At 48.7% G+C, this 26,086-nt stretch carries 19 protein-coding genes; all 19 read left to right on the top strand.

Going from position 1 to position 26,086, the window contains the following annotated elements:
* The first annotated feature begins 272 nt into the window (after positions 1–272).
* From BMZ56_RS17570 to BMZ56_RS17480, 19 genes are read left to right on the top strand one after another with little or no spacing between them, the layout of a single operon-like run.
* Positions 273–824 (top strand): Pvc16 family protein, encoded by a 552-nt coding sequence (locus tag BMZ56_RS17570; RefSeq protein ID WP_177195193.1) that lies wholly within the window; start codon positions 273–275, stop codon positions 822–824.
* A gap of 24 nt (positions 825–848) precedes the next feature.
* Positions 849–2,267, top strand: a complete 1,419-nt coding sequence (locus tag BMZ56_RS17565) for a phage tail sheath family protein (protein WP_090628861.1) — start codon at positions 849–851, stop codon at positions 2,265–2,267.
* Between the two features lie 47 nt (positions 2,268–2,314).
* Positions 2,315–2,749: a phage tail protein gene (locus BMZ56_RS17560; RefSeq protein WP_090628859.1), complete on the top strand. Its 435-nt coding sequence runs from the start codon at positions 2,315–2,317 to the stop codon at positions 2,747–2,749.
* Positions 2,749–3,240 (top strand): phage tail protein, encoded by a 492-nt coding sequence (locus tag BMZ56_RS17555; RefSeq protein WP_090628858.1) that lies wholly within the window; start codon positions 2,749–2,751, stop codon positions 3,238–3,240. The genes BMZ56_RS17560 and BMZ56_RS17555 overlap by 1 nt, the downstream gene beginning before the upstream one ends.
* A gap of 10 nt (positions 3,241–3,250) precedes the next feature.
* Positions 3,251–3,415: a DUF5908 family protein gene (locus BMZ56_RS25645; protein WP_177195192.1), complete on the top strand. Its 165-nt coding sequence runs from the start codon at positions 3,251–3,253 to the stop codon at positions 3,413–3,415.
* Entirely contained in the window at positions 3,415–4,134 is a 720-nt protein-coding gene (locus tag BMZ56_RS17550; protein WP_090628856.1) for a CIS tube protein, read from the top strand. Before BMZ56_RS25645 ends, BMZ56_RS17550 begins: the two co-directional genes overlap by 1 nt.
* A 4-nt stretch (positions 4,135–4,138) precedes the next feature.
* Positions 4,139–5,890, top strand: coding sequence for a type VI secretion system tip protein VgrG (gene vgrG, locus BMZ56_RS17545; RefSeq protein ID WP_090628854.1), 1,752 nt, complete (start codon positions 4,139–4,141; stop codon positions 5,888–5,890).
* Positions 5,891–5,896: 6 nt separating this feature from the next.
* Positions 5,897–6,184, top strand: coding sequence for a PAAR domain-containing protein (locus tag BMZ56_RS17540; RefSeq protein ID WP_177195191.1), 288 nt, complete (start codon positions 5,897–5,899; stop codon positions 6,182–6,184).
* A 3-nt stretch (positions 6,185–6,187) separates the two neighbouring features.
* Complete coding sequence (locus tag BMZ56_RS17535; RefSeq protein ID WP_090628852.1) at positions 6,188–6,607, top strand: GPW/gp25 family protein; 420 nt, start codon at positions 6,188–6,190, stop codon at positions 6,605–6,607.
* Between the two features lie 3 nt (positions 6,608–6,610).
* On the top strand, positions 6,611–10,177 hold the full coding sequence (locus BMZ56_RS17530; protein ID WP_090628850.1) for a baseplate J/gp47 family protein: 3,567 nt from the start codon (positions 6,611–6,613) through the stop codon (positions 10,175–10,177).
* Between the two features lie 8 nt (positions 10,178–10,185).
* On the top strand, positions 10,186–13,122 hold the full coding sequence (locus BMZ56_RS17525) for a baseplate wedge protein (protein ID WP_143072958.1): 2,937 nt from the start codon (positions 10,186–10,188) through the stop codon (positions 13,120–13,122).
* Between the two features lie 2 nt (positions 13,123–13,124).
* Entirely contained in the window at positions 13,125–16,790 is a 3,666-nt protein-coding gene (locus tag BMZ56_RS17520) for a hypothetical protein (protein WP_143072957.1), read from the top strand.
* Between the two features lie 6 nt (positions 16,791–16,796).
* Positions 16,797–18,260, top strand: a complete 1,464-nt coding sequence (locus BMZ56_RS17515; RefSeq protein WP_090628846.1) for a contractile injection system tape measure protein — start codon at positions 16,797–16,799, stop codon at positions 18,258–18,260.
* A gap of 19 nt (positions 18,261–18,279) precedes the next feature.
* Complete coding sequence (locus tag BMZ56_RS25875; protein ID WP_218146604.1) at positions 18,280–19,896, top strand: N-acetylmuramidase domain-containing protein; 1,617 nt, start codon at positions 18,280–18,282, stop codon at positions 19,894–19,896.
* Between the two features lie 26 nt (positions 19,897–19,922).
* Positions 19,923–21,701, top strand: coding sequence for an eCIS core domain-containing protein (locus BMZ56_RS17500; protein WP_090628844.1), 1,779 nt, complete (start codon positions 19,923–19,925; stop codon positions 21,699–21,701).
* Between the two features lie 21 nt (positions 21,702–21,722).
* Positions 21,723–22,352 (top strand): hypothetical protein, encoded by a 630-nt coding sequence (locus tag BMZ56_RS17495; protein WP_090628843.1) that lies wholly within the window; start codon positions 21,723–21,725, stop codon positions 22,350–22,352.
* A gap of 3 nt (positions 22,353–22,355) precedes the next feature.
* Positions 22,356–23,609 carry an eCIS core domain-containing protein gene (locus tag BMZ56_RS17490; RefSeq protein ID WP_090628841.1) on the top strand — a complete coding sequence of 418 codons (1,254 nt, stop codon included), beginning with the start codon at positions 22,356–22,358 and terminating at the stop codon, positions 23,607–23,609.
* Between the two features lie 11 nt (positions 23,610–23,620).
* The gene (locus BMZ56_RS17485; protein WP_143072956.1) at positions 23,621–24,736 is read left to right on the top strand and encodes a hypothetical protein; all 1,116 of its coding nucleotides are present in this window, start codon (positions 23,621–23,623) and stop codon (positions 24,734–24,736) included.
* Positions 24,737–24,746: 10 nt separating this feature from the next.
* A complete protein-coding gene (locus BMZ56_RS17480) occupies positions 24,747–26,084 on the top strand; it encodes an ATP-binding protein (RefSeq protein ID WP_090628908.1) in 1,338 nt (445 codons plus the stop codon).
* Positions 26,085–26,086 lie beyond the last annotated feature (2 nt).

Genomic DNA, 26,086 nt, shown 5'->3' with positions numbered 1-26,086 from the left:
CATCCCGAACAGAGCAGTTAAGCCCGCCAGAGCCGATGGTATTGCCGTAACAGGCGTGAGAGTAGGTCGGTGCCGGATTTCATTCAGAGCCCCGTTGCTTATGCAACGGGGCTTTTGTTTTTTTAACCCTTTCTTGTGAAATCCCTTTTTTCGCTAAACGCATACCAATTAAACCGAAGGTAAAATTACACCAAAATAGGTATTGCCCGCTTTTCTAACGCTTTTGATATTTGTGTTGTTCGGCGATGTTGCCGAAGATAGCAAACACCAAAATGCTCTACCCTGCAATCGAGAATGTTCATCGTATCCTAAATAACACCATTGACCCCGCTGTGGCGATAGCCAATGTAGCTGAGTTTACCGGTGGAAGCGAGGAGCAACACGATGCAGATATTCTTATTTCCCTTGTCAATATTGAGGAAGTACGCTTGGCTAGGGAGCAACGATATGTGGTAAAGATTGACGATGAATTGTATCCTAAAAATCCAGCGGTTCACTTGGACCTTTGGCTGCTATTTACTGCCTATGGCGCTGGGTATGAGAATAATATCCGGAATCTACAGGAGGTGATCGCTTTTTTTCAGAAGCAACCTGTTTTTCGCGCAAGCGAGATCGCGGAGCTCGCAGATGATGGGATCGAACGGCTGACCCTGGAGCTGGTTACACTCGCATTCGAGCAGTTGCAACAACTATGGTCCATGTTAGGAGGAAAGTATCAACCCTCCGTCCTTTACAAGATGCGCATGTTAACCATCGACAGCCGACAGGAGCAGCCGGTTGCTCCTATCGTGGAAGTTGAAACGATATTGAAGAGAAAAAATTAATAAAAAACTTAAAATTTTATAGCAATGGCACAAATCAATGAAACAGCGATCAAAACTCCGGGGGTATATGTGAATGAAATACCCTTGTTTCCACCTTCGGTGGCTCAGGTAGAAACAGCGATTCCAGCTTTTATTGGCCATACACAAAAGGCCGAAGACGAATTGGGAGAGTCGTTGATTAATAAACCTACCAAGGTGTTTTCACTCAAGGAGTATGAACAGTATTTCGGTGGGCCCGAAAATCAGACCGATATCAAAGTGACCGTCCAGCAAACGACTGATGGCTCAATTGTATCCGCACTTTCAGCAGCAGCAGAATTGCCAGCGGATAAAGTATCAAAATATAAGATGTATCACAGCCTGCGGCTTTATTTTGCAAACGGTGGCGGTCCTTGCTACATTGTATCGGCGGCGGCGACTACCGCAAACATTACGCCTGCAACGTTGGAAGGTGGGTTAAACGCACTGGCAACAAGCGATGAACCAACTCTAATTGTAATTCCGGATGGCCTTTCGCTTGCAAAAGATAAATATTATGAGTTAATAGGAAAAGCGATTGATCAATGTGTTTTGTTGCAGGATCGATTCACGTTGGTCGACGTACATTCCGAAGGGACTAACGTAACAAATACCATCAACAGCTTTCGCGCAGATTTTACCAAAAATGACAACCTAAATTATGCAGCCGTCTACTACCCCTACCTAAAAACAACTTTTGAATATGCATATGCCGATACGGCCGTAAATGTAGTGGTGGTAACCAACGGGACAGCCGCAGCGCCGGTAAAACTGAATACATTGAAAACTACACAGACAGCAATTTATAGTTTATGTGTGGAAACCATCAATAACAGGTTGAGTCCTACGTTGCCTCCTGCAGCGGCCATGGCAGGTATCTACGCCCGTGTGGATGGTTCCCGAGGGGTTTGGAAAGCTCCTGCGAATGTATCGGTCAATTCGGTATACGGACTAAGTACCAATATTTCTGATGCCGAGCAAGGATCGATGAATATGGATGCTACAACGGGAAAATCGGTAAATGCGATACGTTCGTTTCAGGGGAAAGGATTTCTGGTATGGGGTGCGCGTACCCTAGCGGGAAACGATAACGAATGGCGCTATGTGAACGTTAGGAGGCTGTTCATCACAGTCGAAGAATCGGCTAAGAAGGCAACCCTGCAGTTTGTTTTTGAACCTAACGATGCCAACACGTGGGTAAAGGTACGGGCTATGCTTGAAAATTACCTGACTCTGCTGTGGCGACAAGGGGCCTTGGCGGGCAGTAAGCCCGAGCATGCGTTTTACGTACGATGTGGCTTAAATCAGACCATGACTGCACAGGATATCCTCGACGGCAAATTAATTGTTGAGATTGGCATGGCGGCAGTACGCCCTGCAGAGTTTATTATCTTAAGGTTTTCGCATAAAATGCAGGAATCGTAGTAACGTAACCTGGCCAATTAATGTTGAATCTATAAATCAGAAATACAATGGCAAATTATCCTCTTCCAAAGTTTCACTTCCAAGTAGAATGGGGTGGAGCAAAGATCGGTTTCAGCGAAGTATCGGGCTTGGACGTATCCATCGAGCCGCTTGAATACCGCGATGGTGCAAGCCCGGAATACCACAAAATCAAGATGCCTGGGCTACAGAGTTTTTCAAATATCACGATGAAACGGGGCATTTTTAAGGGCGACAACGATTTTTACAATTGGTGGAATACGGTGGCCCTCAATACCATCGAACGCCGGGATCTCATCATTTCATTGCTGGATGAAGCGCATGCACCGGTGGTGGTCTGGAAAATAAAAAATGCCTGGCCCCTTAAAGTCCAGTCGACCGACCTCAACTCCACTGGAAATGATGTGGCCATCGAGACCATCGAGATTGCACACGAAGGTTTGACCATTCAAAATGAAGGGTAATGTTTGCATATCCTCCCGTTGGCTTTCACTTTTCGGTGACGTTCGAGCTGTTTCCGCAGACGCCCAATGACTTCCGTTTTCAGGAAGTGACAGGCCTGGAAATGACTATGGAAATGGAACCTTTTACCGAAGGAGGTCAAAACCGCTTTACTTGGGAGCTGCCTGTAAAAGCTCAATACAGCGATTTGGTATTGAAACGCGGAATGTTCATCGGCTCAGGGATATTAATGTGGTGCAAGAATGCGTTTGAGAATTTTGTTTTTGAACCCGTGAATATCCTGATTGCGTTGTTGAACGATCAGCACGTGCCCATACAGGCGTGGTATGTGGTCAACGCAATTCCAAAGAAGTGGTCAGTATCTGCTTTTGATGCGGAGAAAAGCAGTGTGGTTGTAGAGAGTATAACGCTAAGTTATCAGTATTTCAATATCATCAGTGTGGATTCGCTATTGTCTGCCGCAGGAAGCATCAGTGGGTCTGTAAGTATTTAACTACAAGATTATGCCCATCGAAATCAAAGAACTGTATGTCAAAGCAGTCGTTGTGGCCGACCAGTCGTCACTCCAGCCAAGGGAGCCGATGAATATCGCAAAGTTAAAGCGGGAGATCGCTGACGAAGTACTTCGGAAACTTCTGCAAAAATTGGGACAAAAAAATGAACGATAATGTTTGGGGACCTTACATCTGCAGAGAAACTTTATGTGGAACCGTACCTCGATGCGGCTTTCACCCGGAAAGCACCGGGTGAAAAATTCAGCGCACTCATTAATCCGGCTTCCTACACTTGTAAGTATGAGTTTGAATATGACGATACACAGGCAGGGGGACGATCTTCTGTGAAAATGAAATTCAATAAGATCAAACCTCAGAAGTTTACGTTTGATTTTCTATTTGACAGCACCGGGGTGGTCAAAAATGCATCCATATTGAATATCTCTGTAGCTAATCCATTTGCAAAACCCGTATCCGTGGCCGAACAATTGGAAGGCTTTAAGAAAAAGATCATTGAATTTAAAGGCGACACTCATCGTCCGTATTACCTCAAAATACACTGGGGTACACTACTGTTCAAGGGAGTACTGAACCAAATTGATATTGAGTATAAAGTATTTGCAACCGACGGGACACCGATACGCGCGGTGGCAAAATGCGCTTTTACGGAAAGCATCGAAGATGAACTCCGTGAGGCGATTGAAAACAAGCAGAGCTCCGATATCACCCATGAGCGAATTTTTGTAGAAACCGATCGCATTGACCGGATAACGGAGCAGATTTATGCGCGAAACGAATTTTACGTTGACGTGGCCTTCTTCAATGAACTGGATAGCTTCCGAAACATCAAACCGGGTAGCAAACTCTATTTTCCACCCTTAGAAAAACAATAAAGCCATGCCGACAGCCCCCAAAAACCGGGATTTGGTTACCTATACGATTCTTTGTGGAAGCAGTGCGGTGCTCACAGCGGCTGATGAACTGCCCGGGGTGGTACCTGTTGTCGAGATCCATATCGACAGCGCACTGAATAAAATTCCGACGGCAACCCTAACGATAGCCGATGGCAGTGTCGCCGAGCAGGATTTTGAGGTGAGCGGGAGCCGATGGCTGGCACCCGGAAAATTCATTGAAATTAAAGTGGGATATGACGGCGACAATGCAACAATATTCAAGGGAATTGTTGTTGCAAATAGCCACCAGATACAGGAATCCGGATCGTTGTTGATGGTCACCTGTAAACACGAGACGGTACGGATGACGCTGGGCAAAAAAAGCCGCTACTATACAAATATGAAGGATAGAGACGTGGCGGAGCAATTGCTTGCAGAAAGCGGTATCAGTGATTATGAGATGATCACAACCGATGTGGTGCACGAGCAGTTGCTCCAGAACCAGGTCAGCGATTGGGATTTCATGATGACTCGATTGGATGTGAACGGATTGTATTATTCGGTAAACGAAGGGAAAATTGTGATCGCGAAGGCAGGCACCGACGGAGATTCGGTATTGACCCTCACGTTCGGAAGCAATATCGTATCACTTGAGGCAATCGTCGACGCACGGACACAGTCTACAGCTGTGCTAGGTTATGCGTGGGATCAGTCGGTTCAAGATATCGAAGAATCTGAGGGGGAAGCGGGGCTGTCTGCGTATGCGGGAGATCAATCCGCAGATGAATTGGCCGAAGTGATGGGGCAGGCGTTTGAGATGCGTCTATCGGGCGGAATGTCGGTTCAGGAATTGCAGCAACTGGCGAACGCGAAAAAAGTACGGCAATCACTCGCTAAGATCAAGGGTAAAGTTAAGTTTTCGGGAGAATCGGCGGTGGTTCCGGGGGCGTATGTCACCTTAACCGGATTGGGAGATCAATTCAACGGAAAGGTATTTGTTTCCGGTGTGCAGCATGAAATTGGCGAAGGTAACTGGATGACCGAAGCGACACTGGGCTGGGAAGAAGCCTTCTTTTCGGAAAAAATCTTTCCTGAACATCCGGTTTCATTCTCCGGGCAATATGTGGCTACGCAGGGATTGCACGTAGGCGTGGTGACGGATCTTATTGATCCGGCAGGAAAAGGGCGAATCCGGGTACGCTTGCCGATCATCGGTATGGCAGAAGATGGAATTTATGCACGTTTGGCAACCTTGGATGCGGGCAATAACCGGGGAACGTTCTTCTTGCCGGAAATAAACGATGAAGTGATTGTCGGTTTCTTGGGTGACGATCCAAACTACCCCGTGGTGTTGGGAATGCTGCATAGCGGAGCAAACCCGTCGCCCATCGCAGCAGCCGATGAAAATAACGAAAAGGGTTATGTGTCCCGTTCAGAAATAAAAGTGCTTTTCCACGATGGGGACAAACGCGTTTCTATTGAAACGCCCGGAGGACGGAAACTGACATTGGATGATGCCAACGGATTGTGCAGCCTGGAAGATGCGACGGGCAATAAGCTCGTATTGGATGACGGTGGGATAACCCTGTCTTCGGCCAAAGATTTGACGTTGGAAGCCGTGTCTTCGCTATCGATATCGGCTCCTCAGCTGACGATCAAAGCGGAAGCCACCGCCGAGCTATCGGCAAATGGATCGCTAAGCGTGGCGAGTTCAGGCATCACTGAAATAAAAGGATCCTTGGTGAAAATAAATTAGTCGATCATGAGCTTAGCTGCAAGAGTCACTGATATGCATACCTGCCCGATGAGCAGCCCGAATCCGCATGTGGGCGGAATGGTATTGCCCGCCGGTTGCCCAACTGTCCTGATCGGAGGGTTACCTGCCGCAAGGATGGGCGATCTCTGTGCCTGCCCGGGACCTCCGAATGCGATTGTGAAGGGATCGGCCACCGTGCTTATCGGTGGGCTTCCCGCCGCGCGGATGGGCGATCCGACGGTTCATGGAGGGGTGATTACAAGCGGCTGTGGCACCGTATTAATAGGAGGATAACTGATGGATAAGTTGCACAAATCCTTTTTGGGTACCGGATGGAGCTTCCCGCCGCAGTTTGACAACGAAGGTGGAAGCGTTGAGATGCTGAGCGACGGGGAGGATATCCGGAGCAGCCTTGAAATCCTGCTGTCGACCCGGCCCGGTGAACGGGTAATGCTTCCCAATTATGGCTGCAATCTGGATGAATTGCTATTCGAGCCATTAACGACGACCATGAAAACCTATATGAAAGACTTAATACAGACAGCCATATTGTACCACGAGCCGCGTATCGCGGTCGATAAAATCGAATTGATAGATACGGGGGAAATGGAGGGACGTATTCTCATAAATATCGAGTATACGATACGCTCAACCAATTCACGATTCAATTATGTTTTTCCTTTCTATATCCAGGAAGGCACCGAAGTAAAACGATAAAACATGGCATGTTCAGATAAAAATAACTTAATCCGTGAAGGAACCGGGCGATATAACCGATCGCTGGCGGCGCTGTCGCCTGATTTTGCCAAGGTGGACGAACGGGAATTGCGCGATCTGCTATTGTTTATGCAACGTTATGCAGCCCAAGTTACCTATTTCGATAACGGAAATAAGGCCAAGGGAACTTGGGAACCCTTTGTCCAACCCGACCTGAGTGTAGCCCTCGCAATATTGGCATCGATTGATCCCATTACCTTCACCGATTATTATAAATCGCTCGTGAAACGTATTCGGTTGGCCGTCAGAGCCGAGGAAGTGGGACAGGCCAAACAGTGCTTTAAATATTTATTCGATTTGTTATATACGCTGGTTAAGACGGTTGACGACCAGTGTGTGAAGTTGGTAGAAGAATCTGATTATCAGAGAAGTATACAAGATATCATTACCGCGAAAATCAGTCGGGCTTTCCGGCGTTTGCTCACATTCAAAGACGCGCATGCGGCCTTGTTGGCTGCATCAAATGAAACGGATCCCTTGGCTCCCTTCGTTGTGCTGAATTCTGCTGGGGCGGTTTTTACGTTTCACTACATCGATACCGAAGCAACCGAAGCCCTCAATCTGATGATACCGGATACAGACGACGGCTCAAAGATTCATTTTATTGTCCACCACAACCTATTCCAGCAGCAACTGAAGACGGTCTTTGCGGGAATTTCGTCGGCCACCGTAAAGGCGGAAACCTTGTTTGACAAATCAGTTGGAAACTATCGCAACCACAAACCCCACATGGCGTTGCTGCTGACTTTTTTGCAGCTGTTCCGTCATGCGCAAATCCAGTTGAATGAATATGGGCGAAAACACCTGGAATACTATTACAGGGATGTTTTACAACTAAAATCGAGAAAAGCCGACCCGGATTATGCCCATCTGGTCTTCGACTTACATACGCGTACAGCAAACCACCTACTGAAGGCGGGCACCTTGTTCAAGGGAGGCCAGGATCAAAGTGGAAACTCGCTGGTATACCGGCTGTCACAGGATACGGTACTTAACCAAGCGAAGGTGGGGGCGGTCCATTCGTTAAAAAAAGCAAACGGGACACTGTATGTAACAGCGCACAGCAACGAAGCACAACCATTTTTATTTGGCGAAGCCGGAGCTCCGCTTGCTTCAATTGGTTTTGCAGTCGCTTCCAACCTGCTTTTCTTAAAAGGGGGCGAACGGACAATCACCCTGTCCATCCGGTTTAAATCATTGGCGCGGATCCGTAAAGGGAATTCGATAGATAACCTGGTATTCCGCACGTTATTGACGGGCGAAAAAGGCTGGTTGGAAGATCAGGTCACCGCAAATTATCAACCACAGCGTGGCGAGTTGACATTTTCAATTACCGTAGATGGTGGAAAAGAAGCCATCCGGAGCTATGAGGAAAAAATACATCAGCGTGATATGCAGGTCTCTTTACCTCTGTTGTTGGTTTATTTTGACCAAGAGGCTTCCGGATTCGCCTACGATACGTTGGCCGAACAGCTTGTCGATACAGTTCAGATCGCCGTAGCAGTGCGGGGCTATAAAGATTTTGTGCTCAGCAACGATGTCGGGTTACTGGATGGAAGCAAACCTTTCAAGCCGTTTGGAGATCTGCCCCGCAGGAATGCGGGGTTTTACATCGGCAGTGATGAGCTGTTTCAAAAGCCACTTACTGCATTGACGTTAACCATGGACATGCCGGCATCGTTTTCCGCCAGTTACCTCCAACGGGGAACCTGGAATCCGCTGGCGGTGACAACGGTTGGGGAAGAACATACGTTAAAGTTACCGGGTCGGCCAATTCAAGCGACGATTCCAACAGCACAATCAAGGCGTGCTTATGGCAGCGGGGAACGGGATGGTTATATCCGGCTGTCGCTAAATAGCGATCAATATTCGTTGTCGTCCTTTATGGATAGCCTGACGCAAAGCTTCAATGATACCCGGATGATGAAAATACCCAGGGAGACCTCGGTGGCAATCGAAGGGTTCTTTGCTGAACAAGCGGGGACGAAGGTACAGGCAAGGGGATTGACGGCTGCGAAAGAAATAAATATCGATAAGACCGCATCGGCGGTGTCGTTGGATATTGCCCAGCAAGAAATACTGAAGACACTAACCTTGGCTACCCAATTTGAGGGATTCCGGATGGTCCGAAATTCAACACCCACACCCCGGGAACTGATCGTAGGGGATTTTGAAGCCAGTTATACAGCGGTGGATACTGTTGCATTTTTGCCCCAATCGCAAAAGAGTGCTTTTTTTCACCTCTATCCATTTGGATATAAACAGGTAACGAACAACAAATTACTGGGGCTATTGCCGAGGTTTTCAAATCAGGGTGAGCTGCTCATCGGCATGACCCAAGTTACGTCGCCTAAAACCATATCTGTGCTCTTCGAAGTTGTGGAAGGCAGTTCCAACCCATTAAAACCCAGCGAAAATCTTTCGTGGTACTACCTCGATTATGAAAATAACTGGAAGGTTTTCGATAAAGCAATGCTGATAGATAGGACATTGAATTTGACGCGGACGGGTATTGTCACCGTCTCATTTCCTTCCGATGCGACGTATGCGGGTACCATGATGCCGCCGGGAATGCTGTGGTTGAAGGTGGCAGTGCAGGGGCAGATTGATGCGGTCTGTAAGCTAAGAGCGATTACCGCGCAGGCCGGCCAAGTAGAGCTGGTGCAGGATGAAATCAATAACGTGTATTTTACGGAAATACGCCCGAAGGGAAGCATTGCAAAATTGTTGGTGAGCGACGCCGCGATTAAAGGTATAAACCAGCCTGCAGATTCTTTCGGGGGCAGACCGGCGGAGCCCGGGGCGGCGTTCTATACCCGTGTAAGCGAGCGGCTGCGCCATAAACAACGGGCCATCACCCTATGGGACTATGAGCACCTGGTGCTGGAACAGTTTCCTTCGATCTATAAAGCGAAATGCATCAACAGGGCAGGATTTGTTAATCACAATGGCATGACCGAGTTCTGCGAAAACTATCCCGGCCATGTTACTTTGGTGACTATCCCCGATTTAAGTAAATCAACCTTCGCAAATCCCCTGCGTCCGTATACGCCAATCGGAACACTGGTTGATATTACCAATTACCTGAAGAAAATCAGCAATCCATTTGTTACGTTGCATGTCCGTAATCCACAATTCGAAGAGATACAACTTGAGTTTGACGTGATGCTCCTTCCTAATATGGATGCGGCTTTTTACCTCAATCAACTGAACGACGATATTGAGCATTTTCTCTGTCCATGGGCGTTCGACACGGCAAAGCAAATTTCCTTTGGCGGTAAAATGCAGAAAAGTACACTCGTTGATTTTATAGATGAACGGCCTTATGTCCACGCAGTAAGTGATTTTAAAATGCACCATATCATCCGCAATGAAGACAATGCCGTCCAAACGGCGAATTACGATATAGAAGAAATTGTGGCGTCGTCCGCTCGTTCCATATTGGTTTCATATGCTAACGAGACGATCAGACACCAAATTCGGGTATTACAAAACTGCGAATGCGTATGAAACCTATCATGAAAAGCTACACAATATCCACAAAACGTCAACTGGCTCCGGCGATGGACTATGAATGGCTCCGCAAGGAAGGGCTGAAACACGTTGAGCAACTGGCCAGCGACCTATGGACCGACTACAACGCCCATGACCCCGGAATTACCCTGTTGGAGGCGCTTTGCTATGTCCTTACCGAACTGAGCTACCGGAGTAATTTCGATATGAAGGATTTGTTACACGATGCACCGGACCAAGTGTTATACACCGCAAGGGAAATTTTGACAAACCATCCTTTTACAATTGCGGATTACCGAAAGTTGCTGATCGATATCGACGGGATAAATAATGCTTGGCTATATCCTGCTGGAAGCCCGGAAGTGCCTATTTTCTATGATCATGTGGATAAAACATTACAGCTGACGACTACGGATACCCCCGTCCGCATCAACGGTCTGTATGATGTGGTGTTGGATTTTGACAACGAAGAGCCATATGGCGATCTGAACTCGGGAGATGTGGAATGGATAAGTCCCGATGGTGAATTTGTACTGAACATTGAACTGCCAAGTTATGGAGCTATTGATCGGGCGGTTTTGAAGACCGATATCGTTTCGGCAACGGTTGCCAATGCGACCGGAAAATACCCGTATGAATTGGTCTTGAATGCGGCAGAGGATGCCACGTTCAAGGTTCCCTTTGCGGTTACCGTTGCAAAACATCCATCTACAGGAAAAATAACAGCCGCTCAGATTTGGGACCTGTTGCAAGCGGAAGGCTTTGTGAGCCAACTGGCGGACTCTTATGTTCAAAAATTGAAAGTGATTGACGATGTATTCAAGCGTGTGACCCGTCGGTTACAATCCCATCGGAATCTCTGCGAAGATTTTGTATCCGTCAAACAGGTGTCCTATGAAGAAGTCGCTTTGTGTATGGACGTGGATATCTCACCGGAGACCGACATTGAGTATGTACAGGCCGCTCTGTTTTTTGCCATTGAAAATTACCTGAATCCTTCGGTCAATTTTTATTCATTGAAGGAATTGCTTGATATGGGCTGGGAAGTATCCGATATTTATAATGGGGTGGCGCTTACGAATGGATTCATCGACCCAAAAGAGTTGGAAGCAACCCAGTTACGCACCCATCTATACGCTTCGGATATTATCAGCTTGCTGATGGATATTGAGGGAGTCTTATCTGTCAGGAATCTGTTGATGACCAAGTATGGTACGGACGGCCAGCCCGTGGACGGTGCCATCGGAGTGGATTGGTGTATGCAGATCAGCGGACAGCATAAGCCGGTTTTGAGTACTTCCCGGTCGAAAATCCTATTTTATAAAGGCGGTTTCCCTTTCCATGCCAATGTAAATGAAGTGAAAGATACCTTGCTGGTTATGAAGGCTCAGCGTACCGTCGGAAAGCGTAAAGGATATGATGTGGAACTCCTACCGGATGAGGGGCGGTCACGCGATACGCTCAGTTACCGTCCGGTTCAGTATGACCTACCAACGGTATACGGCGTAGGAGAGGCAGGCCTACCCCCACATGCGGACGTGCTACGCAAAGCGCAACAGCGGCAGTTAAAAGGATACCTGCTATTTTTTGAACAACTTTTAGCGGATTTCTTTGCCCAACTGACATATGCCGACACGTTGTTTTCCGTTGGAGATATTAAACAAACGTATTTTGCGCAGTATCTCGACGATATCAAAGACAGCGAGGGATTGCTGTCTGAAGCGTTCAAGAATGCGGTTACGGGTGCTCCGGATGCGCAAGGATGGAGAGAGCTTTACGAGAATAAAGCCCAATACGCTGCGCGCCGAAATCGCTTGTTAGACCATTTGCTTGCTCGCTTCGCGGAGTCTTTCAATGACTTTGCGTTATTGCAGTATCGAATCAATTTAGAAGAGCAGACAGCCGAACGGATTGACAGCGAAGAACTCATTGCCGCCAAAATCCAGGCATTGAAAAGATATCCGGAGATTAGTGCAAACCGATCCCAGGCTTTTAACTGTTTCCCGCAAACGGATGATTACGGCTTGGCGGAAGCACAGCTTTGGGATACGGAGAATGTTTCCGGCCTGGAAAAGCGGGTGGGCACATTGATAGGCGTCCGGGATGTTTCACGTAGATTTTTATACTGCATCCGGAATACCGAAGTCCGTTGTGAAGAAGAGTGGGTGGACGGAGAACTTTATTGTACACATCGCTTTGAGCTTACTTCCCGCGAAGGGATTGTATTGGCTTCCGAAAAATTCTCCGAGAAAGCACAGGCCGAGGTCACCTTGAAGAAAATCTTCGATACGGTTCTTCTTGCCCAGCATTTCGGGGTTGAAGGAAATAAGCTCGTTCTGTCGATCGATGGAGATAGGCTGCTGGAGACAGTAAATACATTTGAAACTGCTGTCGAAGCCAATGAGGCAATCGAAAAGCTGGTTGCCGAATTTGGCAGTGAATGCGGGGATCCGGAAGGCATGCACCTGATCGAGCATGTGCTGCTCAGGCCCAGGAGCGAGGCGTTTAAGCTGATGGACCTATGCGGAATGGAAGGGGATTGTCCCTGCGAGCTAGATATGTATTCGTTCAGAGCATCGGTAGTATTGCCCTATTGGCCGGACCATTTCGACCATCCTTCTTTCCGTAATTATGTGGAAGACCGGCTGCAGGAGGAAGCACCGGCACATATCCAACTAAAGGTCTGCTGGATCAGCAACGAACAGATGCGGCTGTTTGAGATCCGGTACAAAGCCTGGATAGAAGCGCTGGCATATTATTTCCAAGAAGATAAACAAGACCTTTCCCGTCTACAGGAAACCAGCGATGAGCTGTTGGAATTATTACCACAACTAAAGAATATCCATCCGAAGGCGACACTTCACAACTGTTCGGAAAGCAACATAGAAAATAATCCTGTCATGTTGGGCAGAACAATTTTAGGTACTTATTTAAATCAATGACCATGAACAATATTGAGTCATATCCCATTTTTGAGGCAGATCAGGTACTGACCAACAATCACCTGAACAATACTGTCAGCTATTTGGAGCGGCAAGGCCGGCTGTCCAGGATCCGACTTATAGGGAGCGGGATTGTGGGTGGATTGGAAATTACAACGTCTGATGAGGGCATTGTAATCGGCGAAGGCCATGGCATCACGTCACAAGGATATCTTATCCAGCATTGTCAGCAGGAATATACCCATTACATCGACTTTGTTTCCCCAGATATTCCCACAGGAGTGGGCTTCATTGTGGAATGTGACGAAGACGAAGCTTCTGGGTGGCCGTATTATGGGATGGAAGGGATTTTCGAACTCGTGCCCTCATCGTCACCGGCCGAAGCCAAGAAGGCGTTCTCTTCGTTAAAAAGAGACGAATACGTCGTGGTACTCCTATTGGAGGCGAAGCAGGTTAAGCTGAAAAACTGCGACACCAACGACTGTAACGACAAGGGTAGCCGGCTAGATTTTACGGTGAAACCCCTGTTGGTACACATCGACCTTCTAAAGGGTGACGACGAATCCTTCTTTAATACGCTGCTTTTAAAACGATACGGCGTGCCGGCAAATAACCGCTTAGAGAGCGGTGAATCCATACTCAGCGAATTTTACCAGCTGGTGGACGACGATACGCTGACCAAGCTGGAACAGCATCTGAAAACGTGCTGGGACCGCTATGCCGTCTTATTAGAGTTACCCCAATCCAATCCATTCGAAGGACTTGATCTTAAAGTATTGCGGGGTAAATTTAGCTACCAAAAGGGAAATTTCCATTACATCCAATATTTCTATGATTTTATAGACGATCTGATCAAGGCGGTCCGGGAGTTCGATGAGAAAGTACAGGACTTTTGGGGTAGGAGGAATGCCAATGAAACCTATTTTCCGCTACACCTAACTCTCGGATTGGCATCGGAAAGCACCCGTTTTGGTTATTGGGACCGTTATCGCCAATACTTCGTTCCAGTACATTACCTCCACGGGCAGGAACAGCACAAAGAGGAAGTTGCCCTGCTGTTGCAGCGTATGCGGTACATGATAGCCGATTTTGATGGTACGTTGCCTTCCAAAAATCAGGTCCTTCAGATTACGCCAAGTCAGATCGGGGCGAATCTGCTTTCCGACCGGAGCATTCCTTTTTACTATCAACTCAATAACCTCCATAAGTGGTGGAACTACCGACTGAGCCGAATGGGTATTCCGCAGATGAATCGTGGGTATCACCTGCGTACGGGTATTGACGCACCCGAGGCCGTGAAGAACGTGTTGCTTTACGATAATGAGCGCTTCAATGCCTTCCGCATAGAAGGGCATGTCGGCAAGCCCTACGCCACGGCCCTGTCCGAAATCATTGCTGAACGGGACAAATACAACCTGCCTTTTGACGTGGTGGCACTCAGCGCGGTCGACCTGGAACGGATAGCCGATGGAAATGAAGTGTCGTGTCAGGTACAGGATCTGGAATCGAATTATAATGTAATGCTTGCAGGGTTGCTGTGCCGCGTAAAGCAGTTGCTGACCTATGTAGGCGGTCTGCGACCGAAGAAAGATACCGACATCGGTGATATACGGGTAATCGACACGCTCAAGGTCAACGACGACCTGTCGCTGCCTACCCTTTCAAAAAAGGTAACTGCAATCCGGAAAGAAGTGGACCTGCAAAAGAAAGTCGCCACGCAGCCGGGGATTAAAAGAGTAAACTACATAGAAAAAATTGTGGATCTGGGCAAGGATGATCAAGAAGTGAAATTGATGGATTTCGTAGCAAAGGATATCAATTCATTTTTGGTTACCGACAGAAAGCTATTTGAATATGTGTTGCCGAAACCGGATTTACTGCTGGTGTTTCTTCAGCGGCTCAATGCCATCTTTGGCTATCTTTTTGAAAATGATCTCCGTGAATTTGATATAGATGCATATGATAAATTGTGGGCGGAATACGAATCAACCGTAAACAGCATCATCAAAGAATCTGCAAATTCACAGAACGAGGAATTGAAAGCATATTTCGCCCCCAAAAACAACAACGTGTTGTTTAATTGTGCGAACGAGGAGTTATACGCCGTTAAGGAGGAATACAACGAGCGGATCAAGCAATATCAGGAGGCCGCCACCTTCGCCCGCTATTTTGAACGGCACAGGGGGTTGGAACATAAGGCTGGGGTGCCTAAAGGAGGAACTTTCGTGCTGGTATATCAACCGTCGGCACCGCGTTATACCGCCGTTATACCGGAAAAGGAAATACGCGTGGTGGATCGATTCGCCGATGTCGTTAGGGAGGAACCGGCTGAAACAACTACTAAAAAAGAAACGGGTCGTCTATTAAAAGATACCAAGTCTGCGCCATTACTTTCTTCAGCTACCATGAAGTACGCAGACACCGTAAGCCTCATCGAAAAATTAGGCCTTGGAGCCGACGCAACCAAAGTGCTGGACGCATTGAAAAAGAAAGAAGAAGCCGAGAAGCTGGTGAGTAAATTGCCCGGTGGTGTAGTCATAGCCGATTTCTATGTGCCTTATCTAGTTAAAAGCAATTGTCAGCCGATCGCATATGTCTTTCAAAAGGACATAGACGATGAGCCCTCACAACCGGAAGAGCCGGAGGAAGATCAGCCCGCTGTCGTCATAGAACCTACCAGGTTCTGTACTAACGATACGAAAGAATATTCGATAAAGATCAGCCCCGAAGGGGGAAAACTGATCCTTAATGGAAAAGAGAGCGAAGCAAAAATAGTTCCTGGACGCTTAGGAAAAGGCACATTTGACGTGGTATATACATTGGCATCTGGAGCCAAAGCAAGTACACAATTTGTGGTGGAGGAAGCCGTCAATCCGGATTTTGAAGTTGCAGGAGCCGACTATTCGGAAAAAGACAGAAATTGGAAACTGATCCTGAAAGCCGTGGTGTCCGACGGTGGTCAACTTAAATCGCAGTGGCTGCTGGATGGCAAGCCTGTTGCGGAGAACCAGTCTGAAATTAAGCAAACCCTTACCGTTAATAACCCGCGTGCTACCATTGCCTATTCGGTTACCGAAAGCATTTGCGGTAACGGAGAACGGATCCGTACGTTTGTCCGTGATGAACAGGCAAAGACCGTTTGTTCGGACGCCGCGACCTTGACGATCCCCGTAAAAACTTCGGGTACGGTCGTTGTCGTAGCGGCACCGAAGGGCGTAACCACCAAAGGTACAAATCTGGTTATTTCGCCGGCGGAGATGGCAAAGGACGGACTGAAACAGGGTGTAGTTGCGTACCACTATGCGAATGGAGATACCCATGTATTGGCAGTATTGACGATCACGTTAGGAACCGCATCTTTTGAAGCAACCATCGGACTACCAAAAAGCGACGTAGTTGTAATCGGGAGAGCGGTGAAAAACGTAGTGAGCGTAGCATTAAAAGCGTTATCGACGGGAGGTACGTCAATATGGACAGTCAACGGTAAGAAAGCCAAAGAAACAATGAGCATCCCGCTCGCGGAATTCGAAAAGCTTAAAGAATTAACAATTACGCACCAGATTGATTTCGGTGACGGCCCCTGCGGAGCCGAGAAAACATATACACAATCCATTGCCGTGCTTCGCAGACAGTTGGTAGCCAACAAGGGAAAAATCGTTGTGGAATAAAGAACAATGGACCGCTGCCAACATATCATCTATAAGCAATCGCTGGAAGTTGACTTTCGCCGGCCGGGGCAGGGCAAGGGGATGCAGGATCGGCTGGCTGCCGTCTACCATCAACGGATATTACCCCAACTGGCTAATTTGTTTGACGACTTCAGTGATGGGCCAGCAGCGCTGACGATTCCTGCGTTATCGATTGATTGTGGAGAACTTCCCGAGGCGAATTGGGAAGAAACGCTTACCAAAAATGTACTCAATTTGGTAAGGAAGGAACTCCAGTCCCATCACCGTCCGGCGGTTAACCGGGACGAACGGGACAACCGGGACGGGCAGGACCCGCAGTGGATTGAAGATTTTATCTATTTTTTGAAGAAGGGGAAATTCCCATGGGAAATCCGGAAAGAGGCAATCTCTGATTTTGAAAAGCGGTTTAAACCCGAGCCTGCTTTTTTGGACGAACTGGCTCAGGTACTGCATACATCCGCCGATGCGATGAACCGCTTATTCTACTATTTTTCGGTTGATTTTATCCATCGATTATGCGATGCTGTCGTTACCCGAATTTCCACTGATGAGGCTGCATACATAGTATTTCTGAAGCAAACAGGGGTGAATCCAACGACGTTGTCGAGGTCGGTGGTCAAAGCTTATGCGGATGCCTTCGGCAATCCTGCGAGAGAATCTGTGCCATTTTCCGTCATCCTGACATCCGTTGTTTGGCCGGCGATGGACACGACCAACAAAACGAAATTGGTACAACGCGCCCGCTCGTTGCTGAAAAAGAAGCCAAACTTTGTCGCTGCCCTATTGCCTAGGATCCGTGACGAGTTTCCAGCACTGGCCGATGTTTTTCAATCGAAGGGTATCAAGCCGCTTCAGTTGGAATCTGCGCATGCCAGCAACAGGCATTTAGATCATCCAGCCATTCAACGGACAACCGAAACCGCCATTGGTGGCAGCCGCTTAGACGAATCCTTTTACCTTAATAATGCCGGGCTGGTACTGGTCCATCCCTTTATCGGGCCCTTGATGCAGCAGGTGGGACTTATCGGCAATGAGACTCCCTTTTCGGTGGAAAATAGGGCTCAAGCGGCGCTCCTGCTTCACTATTTAGTATATGCATCGCCTGCGCTTGAAGAAAGCATGCTCGCATTGAATAAAATTCTTTCGGGCTTGCATCCGGAGTCTTTTGTCAACCCGGATGGGTGTGAATGGACTCCGTTGGTCGAGCAGGAATGTGAAGACGTACTGCATTCCATCATTACCCACTGGGAAGTACTCCGTAACACCAGTATTGATGGGTTACGTGAAACCTTTTTGCAACGGGAAGGCAAATTAACCCGAAGGGCCGACAGCTGGTTATTACAGGTCGATTCGAGGGGTGTGGATGTACTGATGGCAAGCCTGCCCTGGTCCATCGGCATCATTAAACTGCCATGGATGGATCGGATGTTATATGTCGAGTGGATATAAACGATTAAAACCTATTAGTATGGAACTACTGAAAATAAACAGCCGTGGAGACGCTGTAGAGCTGCTTCAGGAATTGCTCAACGAGTACGGACATCCCTTGGTCGTCAATGGAATATTTGATGAGGCGACTGAGCAGGCTGTTCGGTCATTTCAAGTGGATAATGACTTGGTTGCCGATGGCATTGTATATACCAAAACATGGACCAAGCTCATTAATGGAACGCCGGTGGACCTGAGTAAGATGGAAGACAAATACCTGAAAGAAGCGGATCTTAACCGGCTTGCAGAAGCCCTCGCATTGGATGTTGCTACCATCAAGGCAGTGAATGAGGTGGAAAGCAGGGGTCGCGGATTCAACGCAGACGGCAATCCGAAGATCCTGTTTGAGGGGCATGTGTTCTGGAAGGAGCTGGAAAAGCGCGGCATCGATCCGGCAGGATACGTTTCGGACAACGACGATGTGCTATACAAAAAATGGACGAAAGCTTACTACAAAGGCGGCATTGCGGAGTATGAGCGGCTGAACAAGGCAATTAACATCATTCCCAATAACAGCAAGGTGGCAGATGCGGCGTATGCGTCGGCTTCATGGGGGCTATTCCAGATTATGGGATATCACTACGAAGCACTGGGATACGGTTCGGTAACCGAATTTGTTGGCGACATGCAATTGGGTGAGCGGCAGCAACTGGAAGCATTTGGCAAATTCCTGCAGGTTAATAAGCTGGTAAGCTACCTTCGGAATCGGCAATGGGCGGAATTTGCTAAACGATACAATGGGCCTGACTACGCCGCCAACCAGTACGATATCAAACTGAAGGAAGCCTATCAGAAATATGCCACCATGCAGCCCGGTGAAGGTGCACCGAAAGTAGCCCGGGAGTTGATAAAAAAGGGAAGTACAGGAACATTGGTGCAAGAACTGCAAACCATACTGAACGAATTGGATTATACGGTGCCGGTAAATGGAGTGTTTGATGCCCAAACGGAGCAAGCGGTGAAGAATTTCCAAAGTTCCCATTTGGATAAGCACGAACAGCCGCTGACCGTAGACGGCGTTGCCGGTGCGCTGACGTGGTGGGCGCTTGAAAATCCACGCCCACGTGTGACATCCGGTGTCATTGAATACGATAAACTGCCTCCTTCAGCGTATGGAGAAAGCGCCTTGGGAAGAGCGGCGCTGCGCATAGCCATCAACGAGTTGAAAGCGGGGGCAGGTGAAATAGGCGGAAACAACAAAGGCCCGTGGGTGCAGAAATATATGGAACCCGCCGGGTTACCCGATGGATACCCGTGGTGTGCGGCGTTTGTGAGCTGGTGTTTTCTGCAAGCCGTAGGTGGGAATCGTAAGGACATGCCCTTCAAGTATTCAGCTGGCGCACGCGATGTATTCAATCAATTGAAAAGCAAGGGCTGGAGTTTTTCCGGTGAGTCCGGCAAGCAGCCCATGCCGGGGGACGTCGTTTGCTGGTGGCGTACCTCGTTGACATCCGTAAACGGACATATCGGTTTTGTACATCATTGCCAAGATGGGTTTCTGTATACCATTGAGGGCAACAAAGCCGCCAATGTTGCGGGGTTTTCGTACGTAAAAACACGCATGGAAAAATTACTGGGTTTCGCCAGGGTTTATTGATAATGGGTCGTTAATAAAATGCCACGATGATGCTGTCACCAAAAGTCGCTTCGAATGCAGAGGCTAACGTAGCCACTAATGGCGTCTTCTTCCAGCCCAAATTGACGGTAAACCTACCGGGCGATAAGTATGAGCAGGAAGCAGATGCAATGGCCGATCAGGTCATGCGGATGATCGTTCAGCGCAAGTGCAAGCATTGCGAGGAGGAAGAAAAGCGGATTCAGCGAAAGGGAACCGACTCGGCTACCCCCGCGGTGGATGAAGGATTTGAAAGCTATGTAGCTTCATTGCATGGGCGCGGTGCCGTACTGTCGCAATCCGAGCGGGATTTTTTTGAGCCGCGTTTCGGCTATGATTTTTCCAACGTGCGCATCCATACAGGAGGCGATGCAGCACAGTCTGCCGATCGTATCAACGCATTGGCCTACACCGCAGGAACTCATATCGTATTTAACACGGGCCAGTATCGACCCGGATCCGAAAACGGAAAGCGGCTTCTGGCGCATGAATTGACCCATGTGGTGCAGCAGGGAGGAAGTATGGGCGCCATACAGCGGCAGACGGCACGTCGTGTCGCACCCAATGTTGTGCAAGTGGAACATGAAGGAGAAAGCTATCGGGTAACCCGAATATTGGAGAGCAGACGAAGGGGTAGCGGGTCCTCAGGTTCTATAGACGCCGACATCGACCGGACCAACATCACCATCACGATAAAGGTCTGTCGCGATACCACGCGGGGCACGGTCGAGCTGGGCGCGAACATTCCGGAGAGTGCTATGGGAGTCGCCCGGCGGATTTTGGATGCGGTTTCACGCGGGGCCATCGGCGACATCGAAGGTGTCCTTGAAGGCGTCGATGTAACCCCCTTTATCGAAGTCTTGGTCGCTCGGTCCGGTCAGTTCAGTATTACCGCGCGGGGTGAGGTTACGGTTGGATTGGAGCGTGTTACCGGTGGGGCAGGTTCTTTAGGTATTCGGATAGGACCCCTTGACATCGGAATCCGGGGAGAAGGCGACGATGAGGGGTGGATGCTCGGCGGCAACATTACGGTCACCCCCGGCCGTACCGATGAAACATTTGAGTGTACGTCTGTTCCGCTTTCGGTCAGGTTGGTCTGCGAAAAGTGGCACGAGGCATCCCCGTATGAGATTACGGTTCCGGTTCCTTACCGGGATACCCAAAACCGCTTTATCTATTTCGACTACGCAAGTGCAAGCATCGATCGGGCCCGAAGCGCCCAGATGCTGACGGAGATTACCACGCTGTTGCAAGAAGGGTATCGGGTGACGCGCGTCACGGGGCATACATCTCCCGAAGGGCCGATGCAACGGGGAAGGCGATTTGAAGGAAATGAACAATTGGGACAAAGCCGGGCAACGGCTGCGCTTGCTGAAATGGAATCTATCTGTGCTGCGCAACAACTACGTATGCGAGATTCCAGACGGTGCACGGCAGATGCTATACGCGATGTGCAACCCATCGGACTGGGCGAATTGTACACACTCTCAGACGATAGAGGCCGTGAAATAGAGGGTAGGAGACTGGCGCAACATGCGGTTGATCAATTCAAGACGTCAGCAGATGAATCGGCTCATCGCACGGAAGAACTGCTGGAGCAAATGGAAAGTATGAGTTTGGAGCAGCAGCGAGATACGGTATACCCCCTGTTACGGCGGGCAACCATCACGTTGGAAAAATCCGGTATGCGCGATGAACAGGTAACGCTGGAAGAACCGGCAGGTTATCGCAGCGTGGGCTGTCCGCAAGCCGTCGAAACAGCGGCAAGACGGCAGTTTTCATTTTAAATTAACTGATTCGATAAACTCATGAATTTCTGGGAGCAACTAACAGATGGATTGCACATGCACGAAGTACTGCTCTTTGTATTGGGGAGTTTGTTTTTTTTGGTTCTGCTCTTTTTGATGGTACTGTATGCCTGGCGAAAAGAAAAACTCAACGTACTGCTGCTTTTCTTTATGATACCCATAGTCATGATCGGTTGGCCTTCGATTGCCAGAATACAAATCAATGAGGCAGGTATCGCACTGGAAAACACCTTGCGGACGTACGAGAGCGACCCCCAAGATCCAGAAACCCGAAAAGCGCTGCAAGCCCAAGTAAAGGAACTGGAAGACAAGGGAGTGAAGAACCCCAAAACGTTGATAAATATGGCCAAAGCCAATTATATGCTGGGTAACGATCGGGATGCATTGCAGACCCTTGATAAAATTCCAGAAGGAGCAAGGGAATCGGTAGGAGCGGACGATCTAAAAAGTACCATCTTGGTAACCCAGGATATCGAACGGAAACTGCAACAGGCAGAGCAGGCTCCTACGGACGATAACTTGGAGATCTTGCGTATCTCTAAGGACAAACTGCTCAATAAGGCAGCGAACAATATACGGTTACACCAAGCCGTGAGGAAGTCTGATTCACTAACTCAAAAGAAACAATAGGTCATGAACACACATGCACATGTCTCAGCCGATAAGGCCAGCCATAAGGTGGTTCACAAACCGCAAGCGGGAAAAACGTTGTTTTTTCGGCCTAAGCTTGCGATAAATCCGCCGGATGATCATTACGAACGGGAAGCCGACGCCACAGCCGATCGCGTAATGCGTATGTCGGTGCAACGCAAATGTAAACACTGTGAAGAAGAGGAAAAGCAACTGCATCGCAAAGAAGGAAGTCCGGCCGTACCGCAGGTTAATGGAAGCTTCGAACGTTATGTTACCAATTTGCGTGGATGGGGCAGGCCGTTGTCTACCGATGAACGCAGCTTTTTTGAGCCACGGTTCAACCGTGATTTTTCGGATGTACGTATCCACACGGATACGCATGCTGCACAATCCGCCCAGCAAATCAATGCCTTGGCGTATACAATGGGGAACCATATCGTGTTCAATCAAGGACAGTATCAGCCAACCTCCGAAAGCGGCAAACGGCTGATGGCGCATGAGTTGACGCACGTGGTGCAGCAAGGTGGAACCGGCAGCAACGTACAGCGGCAGTCCGCCGGTCCCGATGTCGAACGGAGGTTTGGGTTGGGCATGCGCAATCGGTTTGGTTTATACGATGCCGAGTTGAACCGGGACACGAATACATTGACGTTACTTATGCGCATCAAATTTGATTTTACCGGTGCATGGGCCTCCGGTCAGGACCAGCAAGACTGGATAACGGATTTCATCAATCATGTACAGAATCGATGGAGCTACCGGTTTTATTTAGTTCCTGAAGGGATCTGCCTAAATACACACGAAACCATTTTTGCACGGGTCAATGTACAGTCGGTTACCAGCAATCCGCATTACACCGTTGAGGTGGCTGCCGGTTCCAGAAGAAGCAGTGCCAATTCACATGCTCGGACCGCAAGGCTGGATGCGCTTGACAACGACAGGATGACACGTAATAGGCTCGGACAGGATTTTCAGCAACGGGCATCGGAACATGAGTTCGGACATATGCTGGGCATACCTCATATTGAGTGTGATCCCCAGACGGGTATTTGCCCATCGGGTGATCAATACGGCAACACGGTCGGCGAGCGGGGCGATATCATGGGGTCGGGATGGATTGTTTCGGCACGGGATTACACACCTTTTACCACTGCGATGTATTACTTTACGGGATGTAACTGGAAGGCATCCCATACCGGGGTATACCCTATTGGTGACTATCCAACACCAAGTACGGTTTCCCACATGGCTTAACAACAAACTCAATGGCGTACGACAATAACCAGCGGATTTCTTCCTTATCAGTGCCAATAATCACATCGCCTGGTCACCGCAGGGGTTTGGGTGGTGTACCCTTTTTTCAACCCGCCCTTAGCCCGTTGGGCAATCAGGTACTCCAGCGAAACCCACAGCGACAGCCTAACCCCTTATTCAGATCTATACCCGAAGGGGAGATCAGCCGTGTGGAGTTTGATCGATACCTGATGGATTATTTTGGAGTGCAGGATATCCATACAGGTACTCAAGACGAACAAGAAATGTCTTTGACCAGGCATGGGCGCCCGGCACCTTCCATTCCCAATTGGCAGTCCTGGAACCCCGGAACATCTTCGGCGGATTACGCCCACATCATCCGGGCAATTGAAGCGGTCGCTGCAACCTTTGGTGCGATTCCGACCATCCGTACGGTCGTGTTTTTTAAGATGGATTACGAGCCGAATGCCGCCGGTATTGGCGTCGCCAGACCCGATGTCGGGGCTTCATTCGGAGGCGGAAAGTTAACGGTTTTTGAAGCATTTTCGCGTAGTCGTGCGTTTCCAAATGCAAGGAGCGATGTCAGCGGTTCCTATCCCTCGGCGGGGGTGGTTCTTGCCCCCGCAGCAGGGGAAACACCGGGAGCACCTCTGCCTTATCAGTCGCGTGAACGCAGCCTGCGGGAAAACATCGTGCATGAATTGGGGCATGCAATGGCTGAAGATGCACACCGTGCCGATCCTGATGTATTTACCGAGTACAATCGTGCAATAGGCTGGGTTGGCGGACAGTTGTTTGATATTGGACAGCAACCAGTCGCCGATGCGATACGTCAAGGTACGTCGCCTCCTGCCCAATACCACATACGGGATCTTGATTGGAATAATCCCCAGTGGATCGAACAACCGATGTCCCGCTACGCCGTAGCGGGAGGACCGGGAGAGGATTTTGCGGAAACCATCGCTGCGTATATTTACGCTAATTCCGTGCTGCAACTACGTTCACCGGCACGGTATCGGTTCATCATGGATCATATCGATATATGGAAGACGCAAATGCAAGCGCTGCCACCACCCGTATTGCGTGGGGATTTTCCGGTGATTGAAGAATTTCGTCATATGGCTTGAAACTGAAAACATGAACAGACAGATGTTGACACATACACTGGCTGACCTGCTTAGGCAGACCGAACAACTTGTTACGCGCAGGCTCCGCACATATTTTGCTCCGGGTAATGTATATCCTGATGAACAGGTGCATTGGACGGTGCGTGACGACGGGTCTTACTGTTCGATGTGCCTGACACAGGCAACGGACACTGAGAAAACGATGCTGATGTTATCCTTAGCTCCCCATCTCCGTCCTGCTTTTTACGACCGCATTATCCAGGATTTTTTACCCAACGGCGGGGATATTCTCGAAATGGGGGGTGTAAAGAATATGGGTAACCACCGTGGATTTCTCCCAACGGGCGAAACAGCTTTGTTTATTATTGCAGGGGATAACATTGAAAAGAGAATGGACGTCCAGCGGCAACTCATGGGAGAAAGCCAGCTAGTTAAACAAGGTGTGATTTACCTAGAGACAGTAAAAGAAGGTGAACCCCCGATGAGTGGAAGGTTGGTTATGACACCGGAATGGCTATCCAAATTATTACTTGGAAAAGAACAACGACCTGTATTTGGCCCGGATTTTCCAGCCAAGGCGATAAGCACGTTATTGGAGTGGCCGGATTTGGTGATCGCCGATAAAACGCGCCAACAACTGGAAGATATCAGGACATGGCTTCGATATAATACGACGTTGATAGACCAATGGGAGATGCAGCGCGTGATCAAGCCCGGCTACCGGGTGCTTTTTTATGGCCCCCCGGGTACTGGCAAGACACTCACAGCCACGTTATTCGGAAAGGAATTCAATCGGGAGGTCTTTCGGATTGATCTCTCACAGGTGGTATCTAAGTACATCGGCGAAACGGAGAAAAACCTGGAGAAGATCTTTCAACGTGCGGAAAATCGGGACTGGATATTGTTTTTCGACGAAGCAGACGCGCTATTTGGAAAGCGATCTAACGTGCAGAGTTCTCATGACCGGTACGCCAATCAAGAAGTAGCCTATTTATTGCAACGGGTCGAAGATTTTCCGGGGTTGGTTATTTTGGCTTCCAATTTCAAAAATAACATCGACAAAGCATTTATGAGACGATTCAATGCGGTGGTCCATTTCCCCATGCCGGGTATCGTGGAACGGCTCAAGCTTTGGCAAACCATTATTCCGAGCAAGGGGAAGCTTCAGGATGACATACCGCTCGCAGAAGTTGCTGAAAAATATGAGCTCAGTGGGTCGGCTATTGTGCAGGCTGTACACCATGCGGCGCTTCAGGCTTTTTCAAAGGGAAACCGTTTTATGGAGAAGGAGGAACTGCTTGCCGGCATACGCCGTGAATTTGAGAAGGAAGATCGGGTATTTAAATAGCG

Source organism: Parapedobacter indicus (assembly GCF_900113765.1).
Taxonomy (GTDB): Bacteria; Bacteroidota; Bacteroidia; order Sphingobacteriales; family Sphingobacteriaceae; genus Parapedobacter; species Parapedobacter indicus.
Note: the sequence above shows the minus strand (reverse complement) of the source record. Positions and strands in the feature narration are given on the sequence as shown.